Source organism: Massilia alkalitolerans DSM 17462, assembly GCF_000427785.1.
Taxonomy (GTDB): domain Bacteria; phylum Pseudomonadota; class Gammaproteobacteria; order Burkholderiales; family Burkholderiaceae_D; genus Telluria; species Telluria alkalitolerans.
Genome location: NZ_ATYR01000017.1, coordinates 103,503 through 121,727 on the forward strand (window position 1 = coordinate 103,503; position 18,225 = coordinate 121,727).

Consider the following 18,225-nt stretch of genomic DNA (forward strand, 5'->3'; position numbering starts at 1 on the left):
TCCGCTCCCTGTCACGGGACCCGCCGAGCCGCTGCGACCGTTTGGTTTCCCGGCTCGGTTTTTTTGCTCAAACCGTTTTACCAGATCAACAAGCAAGGTGCCGCCAATGGCAAAGCGTGATTTTTACGAGATCCTCGGGGTCGCCAAGAACGCGTCGGAAGACGACATCAAGAAGGCTTATCGCAAGCTTGCGATGAAATACCATCCTGACCGCAACCCCGACAACAAGGAAGCGGAAGAGAAGTTCAAGGAGGTCAAGGAAGCCTACGAGATGCTGACCAATCCGGAGAAGCGCGAGGCCTATGACCGTTACGGCCATGCCGGCGTCGATCCGAACATGGGCGGCGGTGGCTTCGGCGGCGGCGCGGGCGGCTTCGGCGATGCCTTCGGCGACATCTTCGGCGACATCTTCGGCGGCGGCCGCGGCCGTGGCGGCGGCGGTCCGCAGGTGTACCGCGGCGCCGACCTGCGCTACAACCTCGAGATCACCCTGGAGCAGGCGGCCCACGGCTACGAGACCACCATCCGCGTGCCGAGCTGGGACAAGTGCGACACCTGCCACGGCAGCGGCGCCAAGCCGGGCACCCAGCCCGTGACCTGCACCACCTGCTCGGGCCACGGCCAGGTGCGCATGCAGCAGGGCTTCTTCAGCATCCAGCAGACCTGCCCGAAGTGCCACGGCAGCGGCAAGATCATCCCGGAACCCTGCGCGGCCTGCGGCGGCGCCGGACGCATCAAGCGCAACAAGACGCTGGAAGTGAAGATCCCGGCCGGTATCGACAACGGCATGCGCATCCGCTCGACCGGCAACGGCGAGCCGGGGACGAACGGGGGACCGGCGGGCGACCTGTACGTCGAGATCCACATCAAGCCGCACCCGGTGTTCCAGCGCGAGGGCGACGACCTGCACTGCGAGATGCCGATCTCCTTCGCCAAGGCGGCGCTGGGCGGCGAGATCGAGGTGCCTACGCTCACCGGCAAGGTGTCGTTCACGGTGCCGGAAGGCACCCAGACCGGCAAGACCTTCCGCCTCAAGGGCAAGGGCGTCAAGGGCGTCCGCTCGGGCTACACCGGCGACCTGTTCTGCCACGTGGTCGTCGAGACCCCGGTCAAGCTGACCGACAAGCAGAAGGATCTGCTGCGCGAGTTCGAACGCTCGACCACCGAGGGTGGCGCCAAGCACAGCCCGCAGAGCAAAGGCTGGATGGACAAGGTCAAGGACTTCTTCGAGTAAGAGCGTCTAACAATTCCCCGATGGCTGCGTTGCATCGTCTCGCCGTACTAGCGTACTGTCTTCGACGATGCGCCTTGCCCTCGGGGTTTGTTAGCCGCTCCGAGAAATCGAACCAGGGAAACCGCTGAAGGCAAAAGCCCTCGGCGGTTTTTTTTCGCCTGCTGGTATACTTTCGGCCATTCAGCACGCATCAACCAGGGAGAATAATGGATAACAACACGACGGGCGTGAGCGCAGAAGAGCTCTTCGCACGCAACCGCAAATGGGCCGCTTCGATGGTGGCCGAAGACCCGAACTTCTTCAAGGCGCTGTCGGAACAGCAGGCGCCGGAATACCTGTGGATCGGCTGCTCGGACAGCCGCGTGCCCGCCAACGAACTGCTCGGCATGCTGCCGGGCGAACTGTTCGTGCACCGGAACATCGCCAACGTGGTCGCGCACTCCGACCTGAACTGCCTGAGCGTGCTGCAGTTCGCGATCGACGTGCTGAAGGTGAAGCACATCATCCTGTGCGGCCACTACGGCTGCTCGGGCGTCGGCGCAGCGCTCACCGGCACCCGTGTGGGCATGGCCGACAACTGGCTCGGCCACGTGCGCGACGTGCGCGAGAAGCACGGCAAGTACCTCGGCAACGTGGTCGGCCGCGCCGCCGTCAACCGCCTGGTGGAACTGAACGTGGCCGAGCAGGTGATCAATGTGGCCCAGACTACCATCGTGCGCGACGCCTGGGAACGCGGCCAGCCGCTGACCATCCACAGCTGGGTCTACGGCGTGCACGACGGCCTGCTGCGCGACCTCGGCATCACGGTCAGCAGCTTTGATGAGATCGCGCCCAAGCTGCAGCGCGTCCTCACCGGCTACCTCGATGGAGACCAGGTGCGTGACGAACGCCGCGGACAGTGATCTCATCCGGCTGCGCGATCTCGTCCGCGCCTTCGTGGACGAGCGCGACTGGGACCAGTTCCACACGCCCAAGAACCTCGCCTCGGCCCTGAGCGTCGAGGCGGCCGAGCTGCTGGAGCATTTCCAGTGGCTCCAGCATGGCCGGCCCGAGGAACTCGGTCCGGACAAGCTGGTACAGGTGCGGCACGAGATGGCCGACGTGCTGGTCTACCTGGTGCGCCTGGCCGACAAGCTCGACGTCGACCTCTTTGCGGCGGTGCAGGAGAAGATGGTGCTCAACCGGGCCAAGTACCCGGCCGAGCAGGTGCGCGGCGACGCGCGCAAGTATGACGAGTACAAGTAGGCCGGCAAGGACGATCATCGAGCCCGCGCGGTCGGCGGCAGCACCGGCCAGCCTTGTTCATCAAGCTCCCGGGCAGCGGATCGTCCGCTCAGCCGCGCTCGAGCTGGGCGATGGCCGGCTCGGGTCCAAGTTCCGGCTGGCCTTCGACGTACCTGGCCTTGGCCTGGGCCGCCGTCTCGATGCTGCGCACCATGTCGTGGATGGTCTTGGTGACCCATTCCTCGGGCGTGCCGACCAGGCGGCTGGCGAGGTCGCGCGACACTTGCTGCAGCCCGCCTTCGGTCTTCTCGAACACTGCATAGGTGTCCAGGTGGTAGCCGGCCCTGTACTTGTACAGGCATGCATAGAGCGTCAGGTTGCTCGACCCGGCGATGCTGCGCACGGCGCGCGCCGTCCAGGCTGCGCCTTCGCAGTTGGCCATCCTGATGCCGGCACCACCGTTCTGCATCGAGGCCATCTGCAGCAGCGGCCCCATGCCCGTATTGCCCAGTTTTGCGCCGAGGTCGGTGATGGTGAAGCGTCCCGGCGTGTCCGGCACGGTCACGCCCAGCTGCAGCGGCGTGTTGGCGCTGACGCTGTTCGTGTTGCGGCCGAGGCCCGCAGTAGCAGCACGCGCCATGGTAGCGGTGGAGGCGGAGGTCTTGATGTCGAAGATATGGTACATCTCGACGCTGGTGTTCTTCTGCGCCAGATAGCTGTTGGTGCTGCCGCAGCCGGTGGCGAGGATCAGCGGGAGGAGGAGGCCGAGCTTTTTCATGGTTGTCCTTTGGTGAGGCGGTGGCGAAGGTGTTCGATGGGCGCATTCTAGGAATTTCGTCCGGGGCCGGACAGGCCTGCCGCGACGGATGCACGCTTTTGCGGAATGGATGCGGCGTTCCGGGGAATGGCGGGCCCGGCGCCGCGCCGGGCGGTCCATCCGCTGGATCGCCGGGTCCGCTCCCTGCGCCGCCGCATCCGTCGCATGCCCCCTCGCGCTACCTGGTCCGGTCAAGCATGCTGCAGCTCCTTTCAGCCACCCTGGAGCTTGCATGCACCGCCACACCGATACCCAACACAACCCCCGCCTGGTCCTGCCCGCGATCCTTGCCATGGTCGCGTTCTCGTGTGCCGCGCTGTCCGGCTGCGGCGGCGCAGGAGAAGAGGCCGTCGCCACGGCCGCCGCCGGCGTCGGGGCCGGCTACCAGGAAGTCATGTCGTACTGCGGCAGCGTGGCGCCCACGGGCCCCGCAGCGCAGCCGGGCGGCCTGGAGACCAGCTCGCCCTCGCGCATGGGCAATCCGTCCTATGAGGTGCATGCGCTGGTGTCGCCCGCCGGGGTCGAGCGCGAGACGGCGATGGCGCTGCGCCTGCAGGTTGGCATCCGCGATTATCGGGGCGTGAATGGCCCCATTGTGCCGAGCGGGCTGGTCAAGCCAGAATGGAAAATGGGCATCGCCTTCCTCGCCGCGCTGCCGGCGCACTCGGCTGCCTGCGTCGCCGGCCTGGCGAAACTGACGCCGCCGGTAACGGTCCTGCCGGGTTTTCCCGCCAGCCAGCCGGTAGGCTACACCTTGTCCTGGCGCAGCCGCTGGTCGGAAAACGTGCCGCTGCACGACGTGGGCGGGGCGGTCGTCGATGGCTTCGAATTCGTCAGTACCTTTGTGCCGCTCGACGCCCAGGTGTTCTTCGTGCTGCCAAAGTCCCGGATGCCGGTACTGCCGGCCCTCTCCGTCTGCCACCTTGCGCCGGCGGCCGCGGCCTGGGACTGCGCCGCTGCATCCGGCGGCGGGACTGGCGAGGACTGGATCGTGTCGCGTCCCGGTGCGCGGCCGGGTGTCTACGTGCTGGCGCTGCGCTGAACGACACGACGCCTTGCTTTCCGCGCTGTTTACGCCAGCGCCAGTGCACGCGCGCTGCGCGGCTCCTGGCGCGCGCCGCGCGCCGGCTGGGACCCCTGTGGCGCGCCGTCCAGGCGGAACACGCTGACCACTTGCGCGAGATGCGCCGATTGTTCCTGCAGCGATTGCGCGGCCGCCGCGGCTTCTTCCACCAGGGCCGCGTTCTGCTGGGTCACGGTATCCATCTCGCTGACGGCCTGGTTGATCTGGCCGATGCCCGTTTCCTGCTCGCGGCTGGCCATCGTGATTTCGCCCATGATGTCGGTCACGCGCATGACGCTGGTCACGATCTCGTCCATCGTCGCGCCGGCCTGCACCACCTGGCGGTTGCCCTCGCCGACGTTCGCCACCGAGGTATCGATCAGCGCCTTGATCTCCTTGGCCGCATTGGCCGAGCGATGCGCCAGCGTGCGCACTTCGGATGCCACCACGGCGAAGCCGCGGCCCTGTTCGCCGGCGCGGGCGGCTTCCACCGCCGCGTTCAGCGCCAGGATGTTGGTCTGGAAGGCGATGCCGTCGATGACGCCGATGATGTCGACGATCTTGTCGGCGGATGCCTTGATCGCGCCCATCGTCACGACCACGTCGGCGATCACGGCGCCGCCGCGCCTGGCCACTTCGGACGCCGTCAGCGCCATCTGGTTGGCCTGGTGGGCGTTCTCGGAATTCTGGCGTACCGTGCTGGTCAGCTCCTCCATCGACGAGGCGGTCTCTTCCAGCGAGCCGGCCTGCTGCTCGGTACGCGCGGAAAGGTCGAGGTTGCCCGTCGCAATTTCGGACGACGCGGTCGCGATGGTCTCGGTGCCGCTGCGCACCTGGCCGACGATGTTCCTGAGGCTGGCGTTCATTTCCTTCAGCGCCACTAGCAGCTGGCCGGTCTCGTCGCGCGAATCGACCTCGATGTGGCTGGTCAGGTCGCCGGCGGCGACCGTGCGCGCCACCTCGACGGCGCGCGCCATCGGCCGGGTGATCGAGCGGGAAATGGCCCAGCCGATGAAGGCGGCGAGCACCAGCGCCGCCACGCCCAGGGCGATCAGCCACAGGCGCGCCTGCGCATATTGTTGCTGACCTGCCGTCTGGTCCTGGTGATTGTTCGCCTCCTGAATGTCGATGACCTTCTGCATTTCTTCCTGCCAGAGGGTCACCGCCGGGATCACCTTCGAGGTCAGGAGGACGTGGCTCTCTTCATTGCTGTTGGCGCGCGCCAGTGCCCTGGTTTGCTCGATCAGCGGGGCGGCGCGGTCACGCGCGACGGCGATGCGATCGAGCGCGCCCTGCGTTTCGGCACGCGTGACCATCTGCGCCAGCTGGGCCGCGGCGCTGTCGTAGTCTTTCCAGGCGGCCCCGATGGCCTTGTCCACGGCATCCATCTTGGCATCATCGGTCGTCAGGATCAGATCGCGCATGTTGTACGAGATGCGGCGCTGCGCATCGCGCATGTCGTTGGCCTTGTCGAGGCGGACGTTATTACCCTCGACAACATTCTCGATCAGGCTGAGTGCCCAACCGGTAGAAGTACCGGCTGGGCTGGTGCGCGGCGACGCGCGCGGGCAATGCGAATACAGGAAGGCGGCCGGGATCAGCGCACCCTGCGCAGCGACGAAGCGATGCCGTCCAGGCCGCGCAGGGACGAATAGCGGCCCGGCCCGTAGACGATGCAGCGGCCGCGGTAATCGTCATGCTCGCACAGCTGCCATTCGCCTTCGCGGATGATCATCGAGCCCGCGCGATCGTTGAAATTGCGTGAACGCAGGCTGTGCACATCGCTTTCCAGCATGATGCCCTCGCCGCCGAAATGGCGGTCGGCGAACAGCTCGACCGGCGGGCCGCGCCGATCGCCGCCTCGAGGATCGCGCCGTCCCCACCCGCCCTCGTCGTAGCGCCGGTCACGGTCACGGTATCCATCGCGTCCGCGTCCGCGCTCCAGTTCACGCACCGAGGAAGCCACGTCGTTGAAACCCTCGAACATCCGGTATTGGCCCGGCTCCAGCACGATGCAGCGGCCGCCGAAATCCTTGTGCTCGCAGATTTCCCAGGTGCCCGACTGAACGATGGCCGAGGAGGCGCGGTCGTTGAACCCGATCCCGTCCAGGTTCGTGACCGGGCCACGCAGGGTCAGCGGACGACCGCGGAAGTCCGCATCGGTGAACAGCGAGATCTCGCCGGCAGCGGCATGGTTCAGCGATGCCAGCAAGGCCAGGACGGCGAACAAGGGTTTCATATTTTCTCCAGGTACGTTGCGGGTGCGACGCGCACCCGGCTTTCCTTCCATAACGCAAACCGCTTGAACACGGTGCACGGCCGAGCTGTAACAGATTGCTACCGCATACGCCGTGCAGCCTGCTCCGACAAACCTGCAGGCTGTCGCATTTACTGTCGTTTTGCAATCTGTTCTCCGTAGAATCTCCTCATTCAAAAGAACTAGGGAGAAACTATGGTACGTCGCATCATCGCCGCCGCAGTCTTTGCGGCCTTGTCCGGAGCAGCCTTCGCGCAGGACGCCAAGCCCGGTGAAGCGCGCGAGGCGCTGCTGTTCGACTCGCCCGCACTCGGCTCGCCTTACCGCGAGAACATCAGCGAAGACGAGAAGATCGCGGGCCTGTCGAAATTCTGGTCCGAGGTGAAGTACAACTTCGTGTACGTCGACAAGCTCAAGGAGCTCGACTGGGACCGGCTCTACCTCGAAACTATCCCGAAGGTGCGCGCCGCCACCTCCACCGCCGATTACTACCGCGTGCTGATGGAGCTGTGCGCAAAGCTTCAGGACGGGCATACCAATGTCTATCCCGGGCCGGAGCTGCGCAACGCGATGATGGCGCGGCCGCTCATGAAGACGCACCTGGTCGAGGGCAGGGTGCTGGTGCGCGAGGTCTTCGACCCGGCTTTGCAAGCGGGCGGCGTGGTCCCGGGTTCCGAGATCGTCGAAGTCGACGGCGAGCCGGTCGTCGCTTATGCCCAGCGCGAGATCGCGCCCTATGTGAGCGCATCCACCCCGCAGGACAGGGATATCCGCGTGTACGGCTACCAGTTCCTGATGGGCCCGCGCGACAAGGCGCCGCGCCTCACCTTCCGGCACGCCGACGGCAAGACCGTAAAGCTGGAGGCGAAGCGCGTCGACGCGCAAAGCTTCGGCAAGGCGGCGGGCGGCAATCCACCCTTCGAGCTGCGCAAGCTGCCGGGCAACGTGAGCTACGTGGCCCTGAACAGCTTCGGCGACAGCCGGGCCGCCGATGCCTTCCTCGCCGCCTTCGACCAGATCGCGGCGAGTTCGGCGCTGATCATCGACCTGCGCAACAACGGCGGCGGCAATTCGTCCGAAGGCTGGCGCGTACTGGCCACGCTGACCGACAAGCCTTTCGCAACCGGCAAATGGGCGACGCGCCAGTACCTGCCGTCCTACCGCGCATGGAAGCGCCCGATGCCGGACTTCGAAGGCAAGCTGAACGATCGCCAACCCGACGGCAAGCGCTTGTTCAAGGGCCCAGTCGCGGTCCTGACTTCAGGCGCGACCTACTCGGCGGCGGAAGATTTCATGGTGGCCTATGAGGGCATGGGGCGCGGACCGATCGTGGGCGAGGCGACCGGCGGCAGCACCGGCCAGCCGCTGTTCATTAACCTGCCGGGCGGCGGCGTGGCGCGCATCTGCACCAAGGCCGACACCTATCCGGACGGGCGCGCCTGGGTCGGTCACGGCATCCAGCCGACCGTCAAGGCGGCGCCGACGGTGGCCGACCTGCGCCGCGGCCGGGATACCGTCTTGGCGGCGGCGCTGGCGGCACTGAAGAAGTAAGGAGGTAATTTCCGTGGCGAAATAAAATTTCATGGAAGAGTCTTGCATGAAATAGTATTTCGCCGCTTCTCTGCCTCCAGAACCTATCCCAGCAGGGAATGAGTCGCTTTCGGCGCGCCTGGCAAGCGGGGGCAGCGTTGCTCGTCGTTGCATGGCTAGCCATGCGGCCTCCTCGCGCCTTGCCCGCGCTTGCCATGCATCGCCGCCAGCTTCCTCCTCCCTACTGGGATAGGTTCTTACCGTGTTGGCATGCTTCTCGAGTTACCGTTAAGCTTTTGCTATGGGATTCACCCTCAGGCAGATCAGCAGGAAGGAAGCATGCTCCGGCTGCTTCGTCAACCTGGCGCTTTGATCTGAGTCATAGGCCACTCGCGCCCGGACCGGAATGCTCGTATCATGGTTTCGTGCGCTTCACGACAAGGTAGAGACCATGCGCCCCATCGTATTCGTCCCCGCATGCACGCGTGATTTCGGCGAACACCCGTATCACGCGGCCCAGCACAAGTACGTCGACGCCGTCGTCCTCGGCGCCGATTGCGCCCCCATGATCCTGCCCTCGCTGGGCGCCTCGCTGGATCTGGAAACCATGCTGGCCCTGTGCGACGGCATCATGCTGACCGGCTCGGCCTCGAACGTCCATCCCAGCTACTATTCCGAGGAAGTGCTCGATCCCTCGCTGCCGCAGGATCCGGCGCGCGACCAGACCACGCTGCCCCTGATCCGCGAAGCGGTCAAGCGCGGCATCCCGATCATCGCGATCTGCCGCGGCTTCCAGGAAATGAACGTGGCCATGGGCGGTAGCCTGCACCAGGCGGTGCAGACGGTGGCCGGCAAGTTCGACCACCGCGAGAATCCCGAACTCGGCATGGACGAGCAGTACGGCGACGCTCACAACGTCACGCTCACGCCGGGCGGCTGCCTCGAGCGCATGCTCGGCGTGCCGGAGATTCCGGTCAACTCGCTGCACGGGCAGGGTGTCAACGAACTCGCGCCCGGCCTGACGGTCGAAGCGGTAGCGGAGGACGGATTGGTCGAAGCCTTCTCGGTCTCCACCGCGCCCGGCTTCACGCTGGCGGTGCAATGGCACCCCGAGTGGCGCATCCAGCACAACCCGTATTCGATGAAGATGTTCGGCGCCTTCGGCCAGGCCTGCCGCGAATACCAGCAGCAGAAAAAAGAGAGGGGCGCATGAACATCCACACCCCGGAGGCGGCCTTTCCCTGGTCCAGCGACGCCGTCCCCTAGCTTTCCTGCCTGATGTGCGAGCGCACCCGGCCTGCGCCGGCGGTGCGCACTCGATCCGAACCAGACAGTGAGGCAATCATGGCAATCCGCGACAATTTTTCTTACACCGACATGGAGGAGTGGCTCAACGCGAAACGGGTCACCGAAATCGAATGCCTGGTCCCCGACCTGACCGGCGTCGCCCGTGGAAAAATCCTCCCCCGCGTGAAGTTCACCGAAGACCGCGGCATGCGCATCCCCGAAGTGGTGCTGGGCATGACCGTCACCGGCAACACCCCCGAGCGCGACGAATCCTATAACCGCGCCATCGCGGCCACCGACCGCGACATGATCCTCAAGGCCGACCCCACCACCATCACCATGGTGCCGTGGGCGGTCGACCCCACCGCCCAGGTCATCCACGACTGCTACTTCTCCGACGGCACGCTGGTCGACTACGCGCCGCGCAGCGTGCTGCGCCGCGTGCTCAAGCTGTACGCCGAGCGTGGCTGGAAGCCGGTGGTGGCGCCGGAGCTCGAGTTCTACCTCACGGCCAAGAACATCGACCCGAACCTGCCTTTGAGCTCGCCGGTGGGCCGCAGCGGCCGCGCCGAGACCAGCCGCCAGGTCTACAGCATCGACGCCGTCAACGAATTCGATCCGCTGTTCGAGGACATCTACGACTACTGCGAGATGATGAACCTCGACGTCGATACGCTCATCCACGAGATCGGCGCCGGCCAGATGGAGATCAACTTCCTGCACGGCGACCCGCTCGGCCTGGCCGACAAGGTCTTCTACTTCAAGCGCACCCTGCGCGAGGCCGCGCTCAAGCACGAGATGTACGCCACCTTCATGGCCAAGCCGATGGCGGACGAACCCGGCTCGGCGATGCACGTGCACCAGAGCGTGGTCGACCTCGAGAGCGGCCGCAACATCTTCAGCAATCCCGACGGCACGCCTTCGAGCGCCTTCCGCCACTACATCGGCGGCCTGCAGCGCTACATGCCCTCGGCGATGGCCATCATCGCGCCCTACGTGAATTCCTACCGCCGCATCGTGCGCCATTCGGCGGCGCCGATCAACCTGCAGTGGGGCATGGACAACCGCACCGTGGGCTTCCGCGTGCCGGTGTCCGGCGCCCAGGACCGGCGCATCGAGAACCGCGTGATCGGCGCCGACGCCAATCCCTACCTCGCGCTGGCCGTCACCCTGGCCTGCGGCTACCTGGGCATGCTCGACGCGGTCGAGCCGAGCCAGATGGTCGAGGTCAGCGCCTACGACATGCCGGTCGAGCTGCCGCAGGGCCTGTCCGAGGCCATCACCCTGCTGCGCCGCGAAGACCGCCTGCGCGAAGCGCTGGGCGACCGCTTCATCGACGTCTATTCCGCGGTGAAAGACCTCGAGCACCAGGAATTCATGCGCGTCATCAGCCCGTGGGAGCGGGAACACCTGCTCCTGCACGTGTAATCGGTTCACACGACAATGGGAGTCGATCATGACCACCAATACCCCGGTCGCCTCGCTGCGCGTCACCACGCCCGAGGCACGCGAGACCTATGACACCCAGGAACTGCAGCGCCTCGACAGCGCCCATTTCCTCCACCCCTTCACCGACCACGCGGCGCTGAGGGAGCGCGGCGCGCGCGTGATCGTGCGCGCCGACGACGTCTACCTGTGGGATTCCGAAGGCAAGAAGATCATCGACGGCATGGCCGGCCTGTGGTGCGTGAACGCCGGCTACGGCCGCGCCAGCATCGCCGACGCGGTGCATGCGCAGATGCTGCAGCTGCCCTTCTATAACAGCTTCTTCAACACCACCAACGTGCCCGCGGTGAAGCTGGCGGCGCTGCTGGCCCGGCTATCTCCTCCCCAGTTCCAGCACGTGTTCTTCACCGGTAGCGGCTCGGAAGCGAACGACACCATCGTGCGCATGGTGCGGCGCTACTGGCAACTGGCCGGCAAGCCGGATCGCGAAGTCATCGTCAGCCGCCGCAACGCCTACCACGGCAGTACCATGGCCGGGGCCTCGCTGGGCGGCATGGCCGGCATGCACGCGCAGGGCGGGCTGCCGATTCCCGGCATCGATCACATCGACCAGCCCAGCTACGCCGAACACGGGCGCGGCATGAGCGAAGCCGCGTTCGGGCTGCTTGCCGCCGGTTGGCTGGAAGAAAAAATCCTGGAAGTGGGGCCGGAGCGGGTGGCCGCCTTCATCGGCGAACCGGTGCAGGGCGCGGGCGGCGTCATCATCCCGCCCGCGACCTACTGGCCCGAGATCCAGCGCATCTGCGACAAGTACGACATCCTGCTGGTGTCGGACGAAGTGATCTGCGGCTTCGGGCGCCTGGGCACCTGGTTCGGCTGCGAGCTGATGGGCTTCCAGCCCGACCTGATCGCCTTCGCCAAGGGCGTCACCTCGGGCTACGTGCCGCTGGGCGGGGTGCTGGTGGGCGGGCGCGTGGCCCACGTCCTGATCGAGAAGGGCGGCGACTTCAACCACGGCTTCACCTATTCCGGCCACCCCTCGGCCTGCGCGGCGGCGCTGGAGAACCTGCGCATCATCGAGGCCGAAGGCCTGGTCGAGCGGGTGGCGCTGGAGACCGGCCCGCACCTGAAGTCGCGCTTCGCCTCGCTGGCCATGCACCCGCTGGTCGGGCATGCCGAGACCTGCGGCATGACGGCGGGGCTGAACCTGGTGCGACGCAAGGGAGCCACCGTGCACGACTGCGAAGCCTTTCCGGCGGAGCAGGCGGTGGGGATGCTGTGCCGGAAGCACATGTTCGACAACGGGGTGATCATGCGCGCCGTGGGCGAGCGCATGATCGTGGCGCCGCCGCTGTCGATCACGCGGGCGCAGATCGACGAGATGGTGGAGCGGATCGGGGTTTGCCTGGATTTGACGCTGGAGGAGGTGGTGGGGAAGGGGTGGATGGCGTAGCTAACGGTGCGCGACGAACTTGGATCCCGGCGTTCGCCGGGATGACGTGCTGAGGGTGCGAGCCAAACGTAATGCTATCTCTGTCCACCAGCTTTAAAACCGTCGTTCCGGCGAAGGCCGGAACCCAATTTTGCAGGTACAGCGTTAGCTTAGGCGCTCGACCCAACGATATGCTTCGTCGGCTCACCACCATTGCGAACGAACTGCGGCGCCAGCGAGCCCGCGAACATGCCCACGAAGGCCGCCAGCAGCCCTGCCAGCTGGCCCGGGAAGTGCTCGCCCCAGGTGGTCACGCCTTCGAAGAACAGCAGCCACACCAGGATGCCTGCGCCGATCGAGACGATCGCGCCCTGGGTGGTCGCACGCTTCCAGTACAGGCCCATCAACAGCGGCACGAAGGCGCCCACCAGGGTCACCTGGTAAGCGCTCGACACCAGTTCGTAGATCGAGGTGCCTTCCATCGCGATCGCATAGGTCAGCACCAGGGCCGCGAAGATCACGATGGTGATGCGCATCGCCAGCAGGTTCTGCTTGTCGCTCATGCCCGGACGCAGGTTCTTGAGGATGTTCTCGACAAAACTGGTCGACGGCGCCAGCAGGGTCGCCGACGAGGTGCTCTTGATCGCCGACAGCAGGGCGCCGAAGAACAGGATCTGCATGACCAGCGGCATCTTGGTCATGATGAAGGTCGGCAGCAGGCGCTGGTAGTCGTTCTGGGCGATCTCCATCGCCGAGTTGCCCATCACTACCACGGCCGCGGCGACGATGAACATCGGCACGAAGGCGAACAGGATGTAGCTGGCGCCACCGATCACGGCGCCGGTGCGCGCGGTGGGCGCGTCCTTGGCCGACATCACGCGCTGGAACACGTCCTGCTGCGGGATCGAGCCGAACATCATGGTGACGGCCGCACCCACGAAGAAGGCGATGTCGGTGAAGGTAGGCTCCGGCAGCACGCGCCACAGGTCGGCCTGCTGGGCCATTGCCAGCACCTTGTCGGAACCGCCGGCCAGGTCGGCCGCGAAGAAGGCGATGATGCTCATGCCGACCACCAGCACGATCATCTGGACGAAGTCGGTGATCGCCACCGCCAGGAAGCCGCCCACCACCACGTAGACCAGCACCGCCAGGGTACCGACCAGCATGCCCATGGCCGGCGACATCGCGCCGCCGGTCAGCACCGTGAACACCAGGCCCAGCGCGGTGATCTGCGCCGCCACCCAGCCCAGGTAGCTCAGGATGATCGCCACCGAGCAGAAGATCTCGATACCCTTGCCGTAGCGCTGGCGGTAATAGTCGCCGATGGTGAGCAGGTTCAGCTTGTACAGCTTCTTGGCGAAGAACAGGCCGACCAGGATCAGGCACATGCCGGCCCCGAACGGATCCTCGATGATGGCGTTCAGGCCGCCCTGCACGAACTTGGCGGGCACGCCCATCACGGTCTCGGCGCCGAACCAGGTGGCGAAGGTGGTGGTGATCACCATGATCAGCGGCAGGCTGCGGCCGGCCACGGCGAAGTCGGCGGTATTCTTGATCCGCGTACCCGCCCACATCCCGAGCCCCAGCGTGCCGAGCATGTAAAGCGCGACGAAAACGATCAAAGTGGTGTTCATGCGGTGGTGGCTCCGGGAAGCAAGAATTATCGGGCGGAAAATTCGCGATTATAAAGGCAGAATTCGGCCGTTGGATCAACTTTGCTCGTATTTAAGGTCAAGTGTTGCACTTCAAGGAAGGGAAATTGATATGTCGACTCCATCATGGCATCAACGGGCAGTCAATCTGGCCATCGACGGCCGCGCCTTCATCGACGGATTTCGCGTCGACGCGCGCACCAATGCCCGCTTCGACTGCATCTCCCCCATCGATGGCCGCAAGCTGGCCGAGGTCGCGCGCTGCGGTGCCGCGGACGCCGATGCCGCCGTCGCCAGCGCCCGCCGGGCCTTCGAGGACGGCCGCTGGGCCGGCATGGCGCCAAGCGAGCGCAAGCGGGTGCTGATCCGCTTCGCCGACCTGATGCTGGCGCACCGCGACGAGCTGGCCCTGCTGGAAACCCTCGACATGGGCAAGCCGATCCGCTACAGCCTGAGCGTGGACGTGCAGCTGGCCCAGAACTGCATTCGCTGGTATGGCGAGGCGATCGACAAGATCTACGACCAGGTCGCCCCCACCGGCGCGGACAGCCTGGCCCTGGTCACGCGCGAACCGGTCGGCGTGGTCGCGGCGGTCATCCCCTGGAACTACCCGATGCTGATGGCGGCCTGGAAGATCGGACCGGCGCTCGCCGCCGGCAACAGCCTGGTCCTGAAACCGTCCGAGAAGGCGCCATTGAGCTGCCTGCGCCTGGCCGAGCTGGCGCTGGAGGCGGGCGTGCCGCCGGGCGTGTTCAACGTCCTGCCCGGTCATGGCGGCGAGGCCGGCAGCGCGCTCGGCCTGCACATGGACGTCGATTGCATCGCCTTCACCGGCTCGACCCGGGTCGGCAAGCAGATCCTGCAGATGGCGGGGCAGTCGAACCTGAAGCGCGCCTGGACCGAACTGGGCGGCAAATCCGCCAACATCGTCTGCGCCGACTGCCCCGACCTGGACGCCGCGGTGGAAAGCGCGATCGGATCGATCTACTTCAACCAGGGAGAGAGCTGCAACGCGCCCTCGCGCCTGTTCGTCGAGGCTTCGATCAAGGATGCGTTCCTGGAGAAGGCGCTGGCGCTGGTGCCGCGCTACGCCCCGGGCGACCCGCTGGACGAGGCAACCGTCATGGGCGCCATCGTCGATCCGGTCCAGATGAAGACGGTGCTCGGCTATATCGAGGACGGCAAGGCGGCCGGTGCGCGCCTGCTCGCGGGCGGCGGCGCGGCGCGCCAGGACAGCGGCGGCCTGTACATCGAGCCGACCCTGTTCGACGGCGTCGAGCCCGCGATGCGCATCGCGCGCGAGGAGATCTTCGGGCCGGTGCTGTCGGTGCTGTCCTTTACCGACCTGGACGAAGCGATCAGGCAGGCGAACGCCACGCCCTACGGCCTGGCCGCGGCGGTATGGACGTCGGACATGGGCAAGGCGATCCGCACTTCACGCGCGCTGCGCGCCGGCACGGTGCACGTCAACCAGTACGACAACGACGACATCACGGTGCCCTTCGGCGGTTATAAACAGTCGGGGAACGGGCGCGACAAGTCGCTGCATGCCTTCGACAAGTACACCGAGCTCAAGACCACCTGGATCCAGGTCGGCTAGGAGCGGGGGCGATAGAAGCGCGACACAGGACTTGCGTGCCCTGTCCCGTGACGCCATGCCGATGTCAGCCACAGCACGACCATGGCGATGATCACGAAGCGGAACGCGATCCCGACCAGGCCGGCCTCCGGTCCGTAGGCGCCGCCGCTGAGCCAGGCCGGACCGGCGTCGTGCACCTGCTGCAGGCCGCCCGCCGCGATGCCGCTCACGGGAAAGCCCAACAGGGGGCCCTGGACGAAGTTCCAGGCGAAATGCAGGCCGATCGCCAGCCACAGGCTGCCGGAGAGAAGGAAGGCCATGCCATAGATCACGCCGCCAAGCGTATTGCCGAGCACCGACAGCGGGCTGGCACCCGGGTTACTCAGGTGGATGCAGCCGAACGCGATGGCGGACAACAGGATGGCCAGCGTACGGCGTCCCTTCAGCACCAGTACCAGGCCGGACAACAGCAGGCCACGCATCAGGACTTCTTCCTTCAGGCTGGCGGCCGACTTGCCGAGGAACCAGCTGCCGAGTTCTCCCCATGACTGCTGGCGTGGCGAGGTCGTGACCGCGCCCACGGCTACTTCGATCAAGAAAATGCCCAGCATGGCCAGGCCGGCGATCGCGATGCCCGCCATGAGGTCGCGTCCCGCGCGCGCGCTGCACGCCAGGCCGAGCCCGCGCAATAGCGGCGTCCCCTGGGCACGCCAGTGCCGTATCGCCAGCGCGCCGAATCCGAGCGCGGCCACCAGCATCAAGACTTCCACCACCATGCGCAAGTTCATCATGTGCGCCGCACTCAAATGGCCATGTCGCGCAAGACCTTCGACGCATCCCGGTTCGCCCCCAGCACCGTCCCGTCGCGCATGTGGATCTGCAGCTGCGACTGCTCGTCGGCGCGCATCGATTCCACGAAATCGAGGTTGACCAGGGCCGAGCGGTGGATGCGCACGAAGCGCGCCGGGTCGAGCTGGCTTTCCAGCTCGGAGATGCCGATGCGGACCAGGAAGGTCTGGCCACGCGCCGCGATCACCGTGTACTTGGAATCGGCCTTCATGTACTCGATCTCGCCGGCCGCGAGCGGGAAGATGCGGCCGCGGTCGCGCACCAGGATGCGTTCCAGCCGAGCCGGGGCCGCGCTCCCGCCTGCCGCCTGCGCCAGGGCGCTGTCGAGGGTGTCGCGGGCATGGGCCGGACCGTCGAGCAGGCGCGCCACGGCCGCCGCGAAACGCGCCTGGGTGAAGGGCTTGAGCAGGTAGTCCACCGCATGCAGTTCGAAGGCCGTCACCGCGTACTGGTCGTAGGCCGTGGTGAACACGATCTGCGGCAGGTAGTCGAGGCGGCGCAGCACTTCCAGCCCGGTCATCTCGGGCATCTGGATGTCCATGAACACGACCTCGGGGCGCAGGCGCGTGATCCGGTCCAGGGCATCCGCGCCGTTGGCCGCCTCGCCCACCAGGCGCAGGGCGGGATGGGCGTAGATGGCGTCGCGCAGCACGTCGCGCGCCAGCGGTTCGTCTTCGGCGAAAAAGGCGGTTCTTGTGCTCATGCGTAGCTCTCTTCCCGGACTGCCGGAATCGTCACCGACACGCTGAATCCGGCTCCCGGCGCGCTCTTCACCCGCATGGCGGCGCGGCTGCCGTAGTCGAGCTGCAGGCGCCGCTCGATGGTGCGCAGGCCCAGGCCGGAGGAGGCGGCGATGGCGGCCGGATCGGCGCCGGGACCGGTATCGCGCACCGTCATGGTCAACGCGCCGCTTGCCGGATCGCGCCGCGTGCGGATCTGCAGGATGCCCGGCCGGCTGTGCGGATTGAAGGCGTGCTTGATGCTGTTCTCGACCAGCGGCTGCAAAGAGAGGGCCGGCAGCGGATGGTCGCCCGCGTCCTCGTCGAGGTCCCACTCGACCTGCAGGCGCTCGCCCAGGCGCAGCTGTTCCAGCTCGAGGTAGTCGCGCACGAAATCGAGTTCCGCATCGAGGGTCACGCGGTCGCTGCCGCTGCGCTCGGTGTCGAGCACGTAGCGCAGCATGTCCGAGAACTGGAACAGCGCGGTCTCGGCCGCCGCCGGGTTGCGCTGGGTGAGCGCGATGATCGAGTGCAGGGTGTTGAACAGGAAGTGCGGATTGAGCTTGTTGCGCAGCGCGCTCAGTTCCGATGCGATCACCAGGTTCTGCGCATCCTTCACCACCAGCGCCTGCCGGTGCGCGGCTTCGCTGGCGCGGATCAGGTGGAAGACACCAGCGCCGAGCAGGTAGGTCATGACGTGGTAGAGCAGCGGCCAGACGTACCAGCTGATCGGCTTGGTGGTGTGGAAGCTCAGCCAGAAGGGCGTCTGCGACACCACGGAGAACACGAACGCGGTCGGGATATGGATGGCGATGATGCTGGTGAGGCGGTAGGCGCGGCGCTCGAAGAAGCCGGTCAGGGGCCAGGCCAGCGCCAGCAGGAGGGCGGAGGGAAGCAGGCTGACGAAGGTCAGCAGCCAGCGGCCCGCATCGAAACGGCCCTCCACCACCAGGTCCAGCTGGTCGGCGAAGGAAATGAAAATCCCGTAGGTCGTCCAGGCGGCGATGTAGAGCCGCCACATGAGGCCGGGCCGGATCAGTGTGGGAGCGGTCGTGTTCATGCCCCGAGTATCGCCCCCGATGGGGCGCAGCAGGCTTGTCATGTCACGAACTGCAGGATTCATGTTCCGAAATGAG

Annotated in this window: 16 protein-coding genes; 9 read left to right on the top strand and 7 right to left on the bottom strand. The window is 66.2% G+C overall.

The annotated features are described in order from the left end of the window. Positions 1-106: 106 nt before the first annotated feature. From dnaJ to YWC_RS0117720, 3 genes are all read left to right on the top strand, one after another. Entirely contained in the window at positions 107-1,234 is a 1,128-nt protein-coding gene (dnaJ, locus tag YWC_RS0117710) for a molecular chaperone DnaJ (RefSeq protein ID WP_027866580.1), read from the top strand. 206 nt (positions 1,235-1,440) lie between these two features. Continuing rightward, a complete protein-coding gene (gene can, locus YWC_RS0117715) occupies positions 1,441-2,136 on the top strand; it encodes a carbonate dehydratase (protein ID WP_027866581.1) in 696 nt (231 codons plus the stop codon). Then, complete coding sequence (locus tag YWC_RS0117720; RefSeq protein ID WP_027866582.1) at positions 2,114-2,479, top strand: nucleotide pyrophosphohydrolase; 366 nt, start codon at positions 2,114-2,116, stop codon at positions 2,477-2,479. The genes can and YWC_RS0117720 overlap by 23 nt, the downstream gene beginning before the upstream one ends. A gap of 88 nt (positions 2,480-2,567) precedes the next feature. Here the strand turns inward: YWC_RS0117720 and YWC_RS29910 are convergent, their stop codons facing one another. Then, a complete protein-coding gene (locus YWC_RS29910) occupies positions 2,568-3,236 on the bottom strand; it encodes a hypothetical protein (protein ID WP_051306536.1) in 669 nt (222 codons plus the stop codon). A 271-nt stretch (positions 3,237-3,507) separates the two neighbouring features. Here YWC_RS29910 and YWC_RS0117730 point away from each other — a divergent pair, with 271 nt between their 5' ends. After that, the gene (locus tag YWC_RS0117730; RefSeq protein ID WP_027866583.1) at positions 3,508-4,317 is read left to right on the top strand and encodes a hypothetical protein; all 810 of its coding nucleotides are present in this window, start codon (positions 3,508-3,510) and stop codon (positions 4,315-4,317) included. 29 nt (positions 4,318-4,346) lie between these two features. Here the strand turns inward: YWC_RS0117730 and YWC_RS29915 are convergent, their stop codons facing one another. After that, positions 4,347-6,017 carry a methyl-accepting chemotaxis protein gene (locus tag YWC_RS29915; RefSeq protein ID WP_307176559.1) on the bottom strand — a complete coding sequence of 557 codons (1,671 nt, stop codon included), beginning with the start codon at positions 6,015-6,017 and terminating at the stop codon, positions 4,347-4,349. Continuing rightward, positions 5,936-6,577: a beta/gamma crystallin family protein gene (locus tag YWC_RS0117740; RefSeq protein ID WP_027866584.1), complete on the bottom strand. Its 642-nt coding sequence runs from the start codon at positions 6,575-6,577 to the stop codon at positions 5,936-5,938. The genes YWC_RS29915 and YWC_RS0117740 overlap by 82 nt, the downstream gene beginning before the upstream one ends. 213 nt (positions 6,578-6,790) lie before the next feature. Between YWC_RS0117740 and YWC_RS0117745 the strand changes: the two genes are divergently transcribed. The 4 genes from YWC_RS0117745 (at position 6,791) to YWC_RS0117760 (ending at position 12,311) form a co-directional block, all read left to right on the top strand. Then, positions 6,791-8,146 carry a S41 family peptidase gene (locus YWC_RS0117745; protein WP_027866585.1) on the top strand — a complete coding sequence of 452 codons (1,356 nt, stop codon included), beginning with the start codon at positions 6,791-6,793 and terminating at the stop codon, positions 8,144-8,146. Positions 8,147-8,576: 430 nt separating this feature from the next. After that, complete coding sequence (locus YWC_RS0117750) at positions 8,577-9,338, top strand: gamma-glutamyl-gamma-aminobutyrate hydrolase family protein (protein WP_027866586.1); 762 nt, start codon at positions 8,577-8,579, stop codon at positions 9,336-9,338. Between the two features lie 131 nt (positions 9,339-9,469). Continuing rightward, entirely contained in the window at positions 9,470-10,840 is a 1,371-nt protein-coding gene (locus YWC_RS0117755) for a glutamine synthetase family protein (protein WP_027866587.1), read from the top strand. Between the two features lie 28 nt (positions 10,841-10,868). Then, positions 10,869-12,311: an aspartate aminotransferase family protein gene (locus YWC_RS0117760; RefSeq protein ID WP_027866588.1), complete on the top strand. Its 1,443-nt coding sequence runs from the start codon at positions 10,869-10,871 to the stop codon at positions 12,309-12,311. Between the two features lie 149 nt (positions 12,312-12,460). Here YWC_RS0117760 and YWC_RS0117765 read toward each other — a convergent pair whose 3' ends face one another. Next, on the bottom strand, positions 12,461-13,924 hold the full coding sequence (locus YWC_RS0117765; protein ID WP_027866589.1) for a high affinity choline transporter 1: 1,464 nt from the start codon (positions 13,922-13,924) through the stop codon (positions 12,461-12,463). Positions 13,925-14,054: 130 nt separating this feature from the next. Between YWC_RS0117765 and YWC_RS0117770 the strand changes: the two genes are divergently transcribed. Continuing rightward, complete coding sequence (locus YWC_RS0117770; RefSeq protein ID WP_027866590.1) at positions 14,055-15,542, top strand: aldehyde dehydrogenase; 1,488 nt, start codon at positions 14,055-14,057, stop codon at positions 15,540-15,542. Here YWC_RS0117770 and YWC_RS0117775 read toward each other — a convergent pair. Genes YWC_RS0117775 through YWC_RS0117785 form a run of 3 tightly spaced genes read right to left on the bottom strand, consistent with a single transcriptional unit; the run spans position 15,539 to position 18,149 of the window. Next, positions 15,539-16,312 carry a CPBP family intramembrane glutamic endopeptidase gene (locus tag YWC_RS0117775; RefSeq protein WP_027866591.1) on the bottom strand — a complete coding sequence of 258 codons (774 nt, stop codon included), beginning with the start codon at positions 16,310-16,312 and terminating at the stop codon, positions 15,539-15,541. The two genes, YWC_RS0117770 and YWC_RS0117775, sit on opposite strands and share 4 nt — an antisense overlap. Before the next feature lie 11 nt (positions 16,313-16,323). Further along, on the bottom strand, positions 16,324-17,073 hold the full coding sequence (locus YWC_RS0117780; RefSeq protein ID WP_027866592.1) for a LytR/AlgR family response regulator transcription factor: 750 nt from the start codon (positions 17,071-17,073) through the stop codon (positions 16,324-16,326). Then, positions 17,070-18,149, bottom strand: a complete 1,080-nt coding sequence (locus YWC_RS0117785; protein WP_051306538.1) for a sensor histidine kinase — start codon at positions 18,147-18,149, stop codon at positions 17,070-17,072. The genes YWC_RS0117780 and YWC_RS0117785 overlap by 4 nt, the downstream gene beginning before the upstream one ends. Positions 18,150-18,225 lie beyond the last annotated feature (76 nt).

Excerpts from the sequence above, each read along its gene's own strand:
- YWC_RS0117760 (WP_027866588.1), top strand. The coding sequence starts at position 10,869 with ATGACCACCAATACCCCGGTCGCCTCGCTGCGCGTCACCACGCCCGAG.
- YWC_RS0117770 (WP_027866590.1), top strand. The coding sequence starts at position 14,055 with ATGTCGACTCCATCATGGCATCAACGGGCAGTCAATCTGGCCATCGAC.
- YWC_RS0117780 (WP_027866592.1), bottom strand. The coding sequence starts at position 17,073 with ATGAGCACAAGAACCGCCTTTTTCGCCGAAGACGAACCGCTGGCGCGC.
- dnaJ (WP_027866580.1), top strand. The coding sequence starts at position 107 with ATGGCAAAGCGTGATTTTTACGAGATCCTCGGGGTCGCCAAGAACGCG.
- YWC_RS0117730 (WP_027866583.1), top strand. The coding sequence starts at position 3,508 with ATGCACCGCCACACCGATACCCAACACAACCCCCGCCTGGTCCTGCCC.
- YWC_RS0117745 (WP_027866585.1), top strand. The coding sequence starts at position 6,791 with ATGGTACGTCGCATCATCGCCGCCGCAGTCTTTGCGGCCTTGTCCGGA.
- YWC_RS0117750 (WP_027866586.1), top strand. The coding sequence starts at position 8,577 with ATGCGCCCCATCGTATTCGTCCCCGCATGCACGCGTGATTTCGGCGAA.
- YWC_RS0117740 (WP_027866584.1), bottom strand. The coding sequence starts at position 6,577 with ATGAAACCCTTGTTCGCCGTCCTGGCCTTGCTGGCATCGCTGAACCAT.
- YWC_RS0117785 (WP_051306538.1), bottom strand. The coding sequence starts at position 18,149 with ATGAACACGACCGCTCCCACACTGATCCGGCCCGGCCTCATGTGGCGG.
- can (WP_027866581.1), top strand. The coding sequence starts at position 1,441 with ATGGATAACAACACGACGGGCGTGAGCGCAGAAGAGCTCTTCGCACGC.
- YWC_RS0117755 (WP_027866587.1), top strand. The coding sequence starts at position 9,470 with ATGGCAATCCGCGACAATTTTTCTTACACCGACATGGAGGAGTGGCTC.
- YWC_RS0117775 (WP_027866591.1), bottom strand. The coding sequence starts at position 16,312 with ATGATGAACTTGCGCATGGTGGTGGAAGTCTTGATGCTGGTGGCCGCG.
- YWC_RS29910 (WP_051306536.1), bottom strand. The coding sequence starts at position 3,236 with ATGAAAAAGCTCGGCCTCCTCCTCCCGCTGATCCTCGCCACCGGCTGC.
- YWC_RS0117765 (WP_027866589.1), bottom strand. The coding sequence starts at position 13,924 with ATGAACACCACTTTGATCGTTTTCGTCGCGCTTTACATGCTCGGCACG.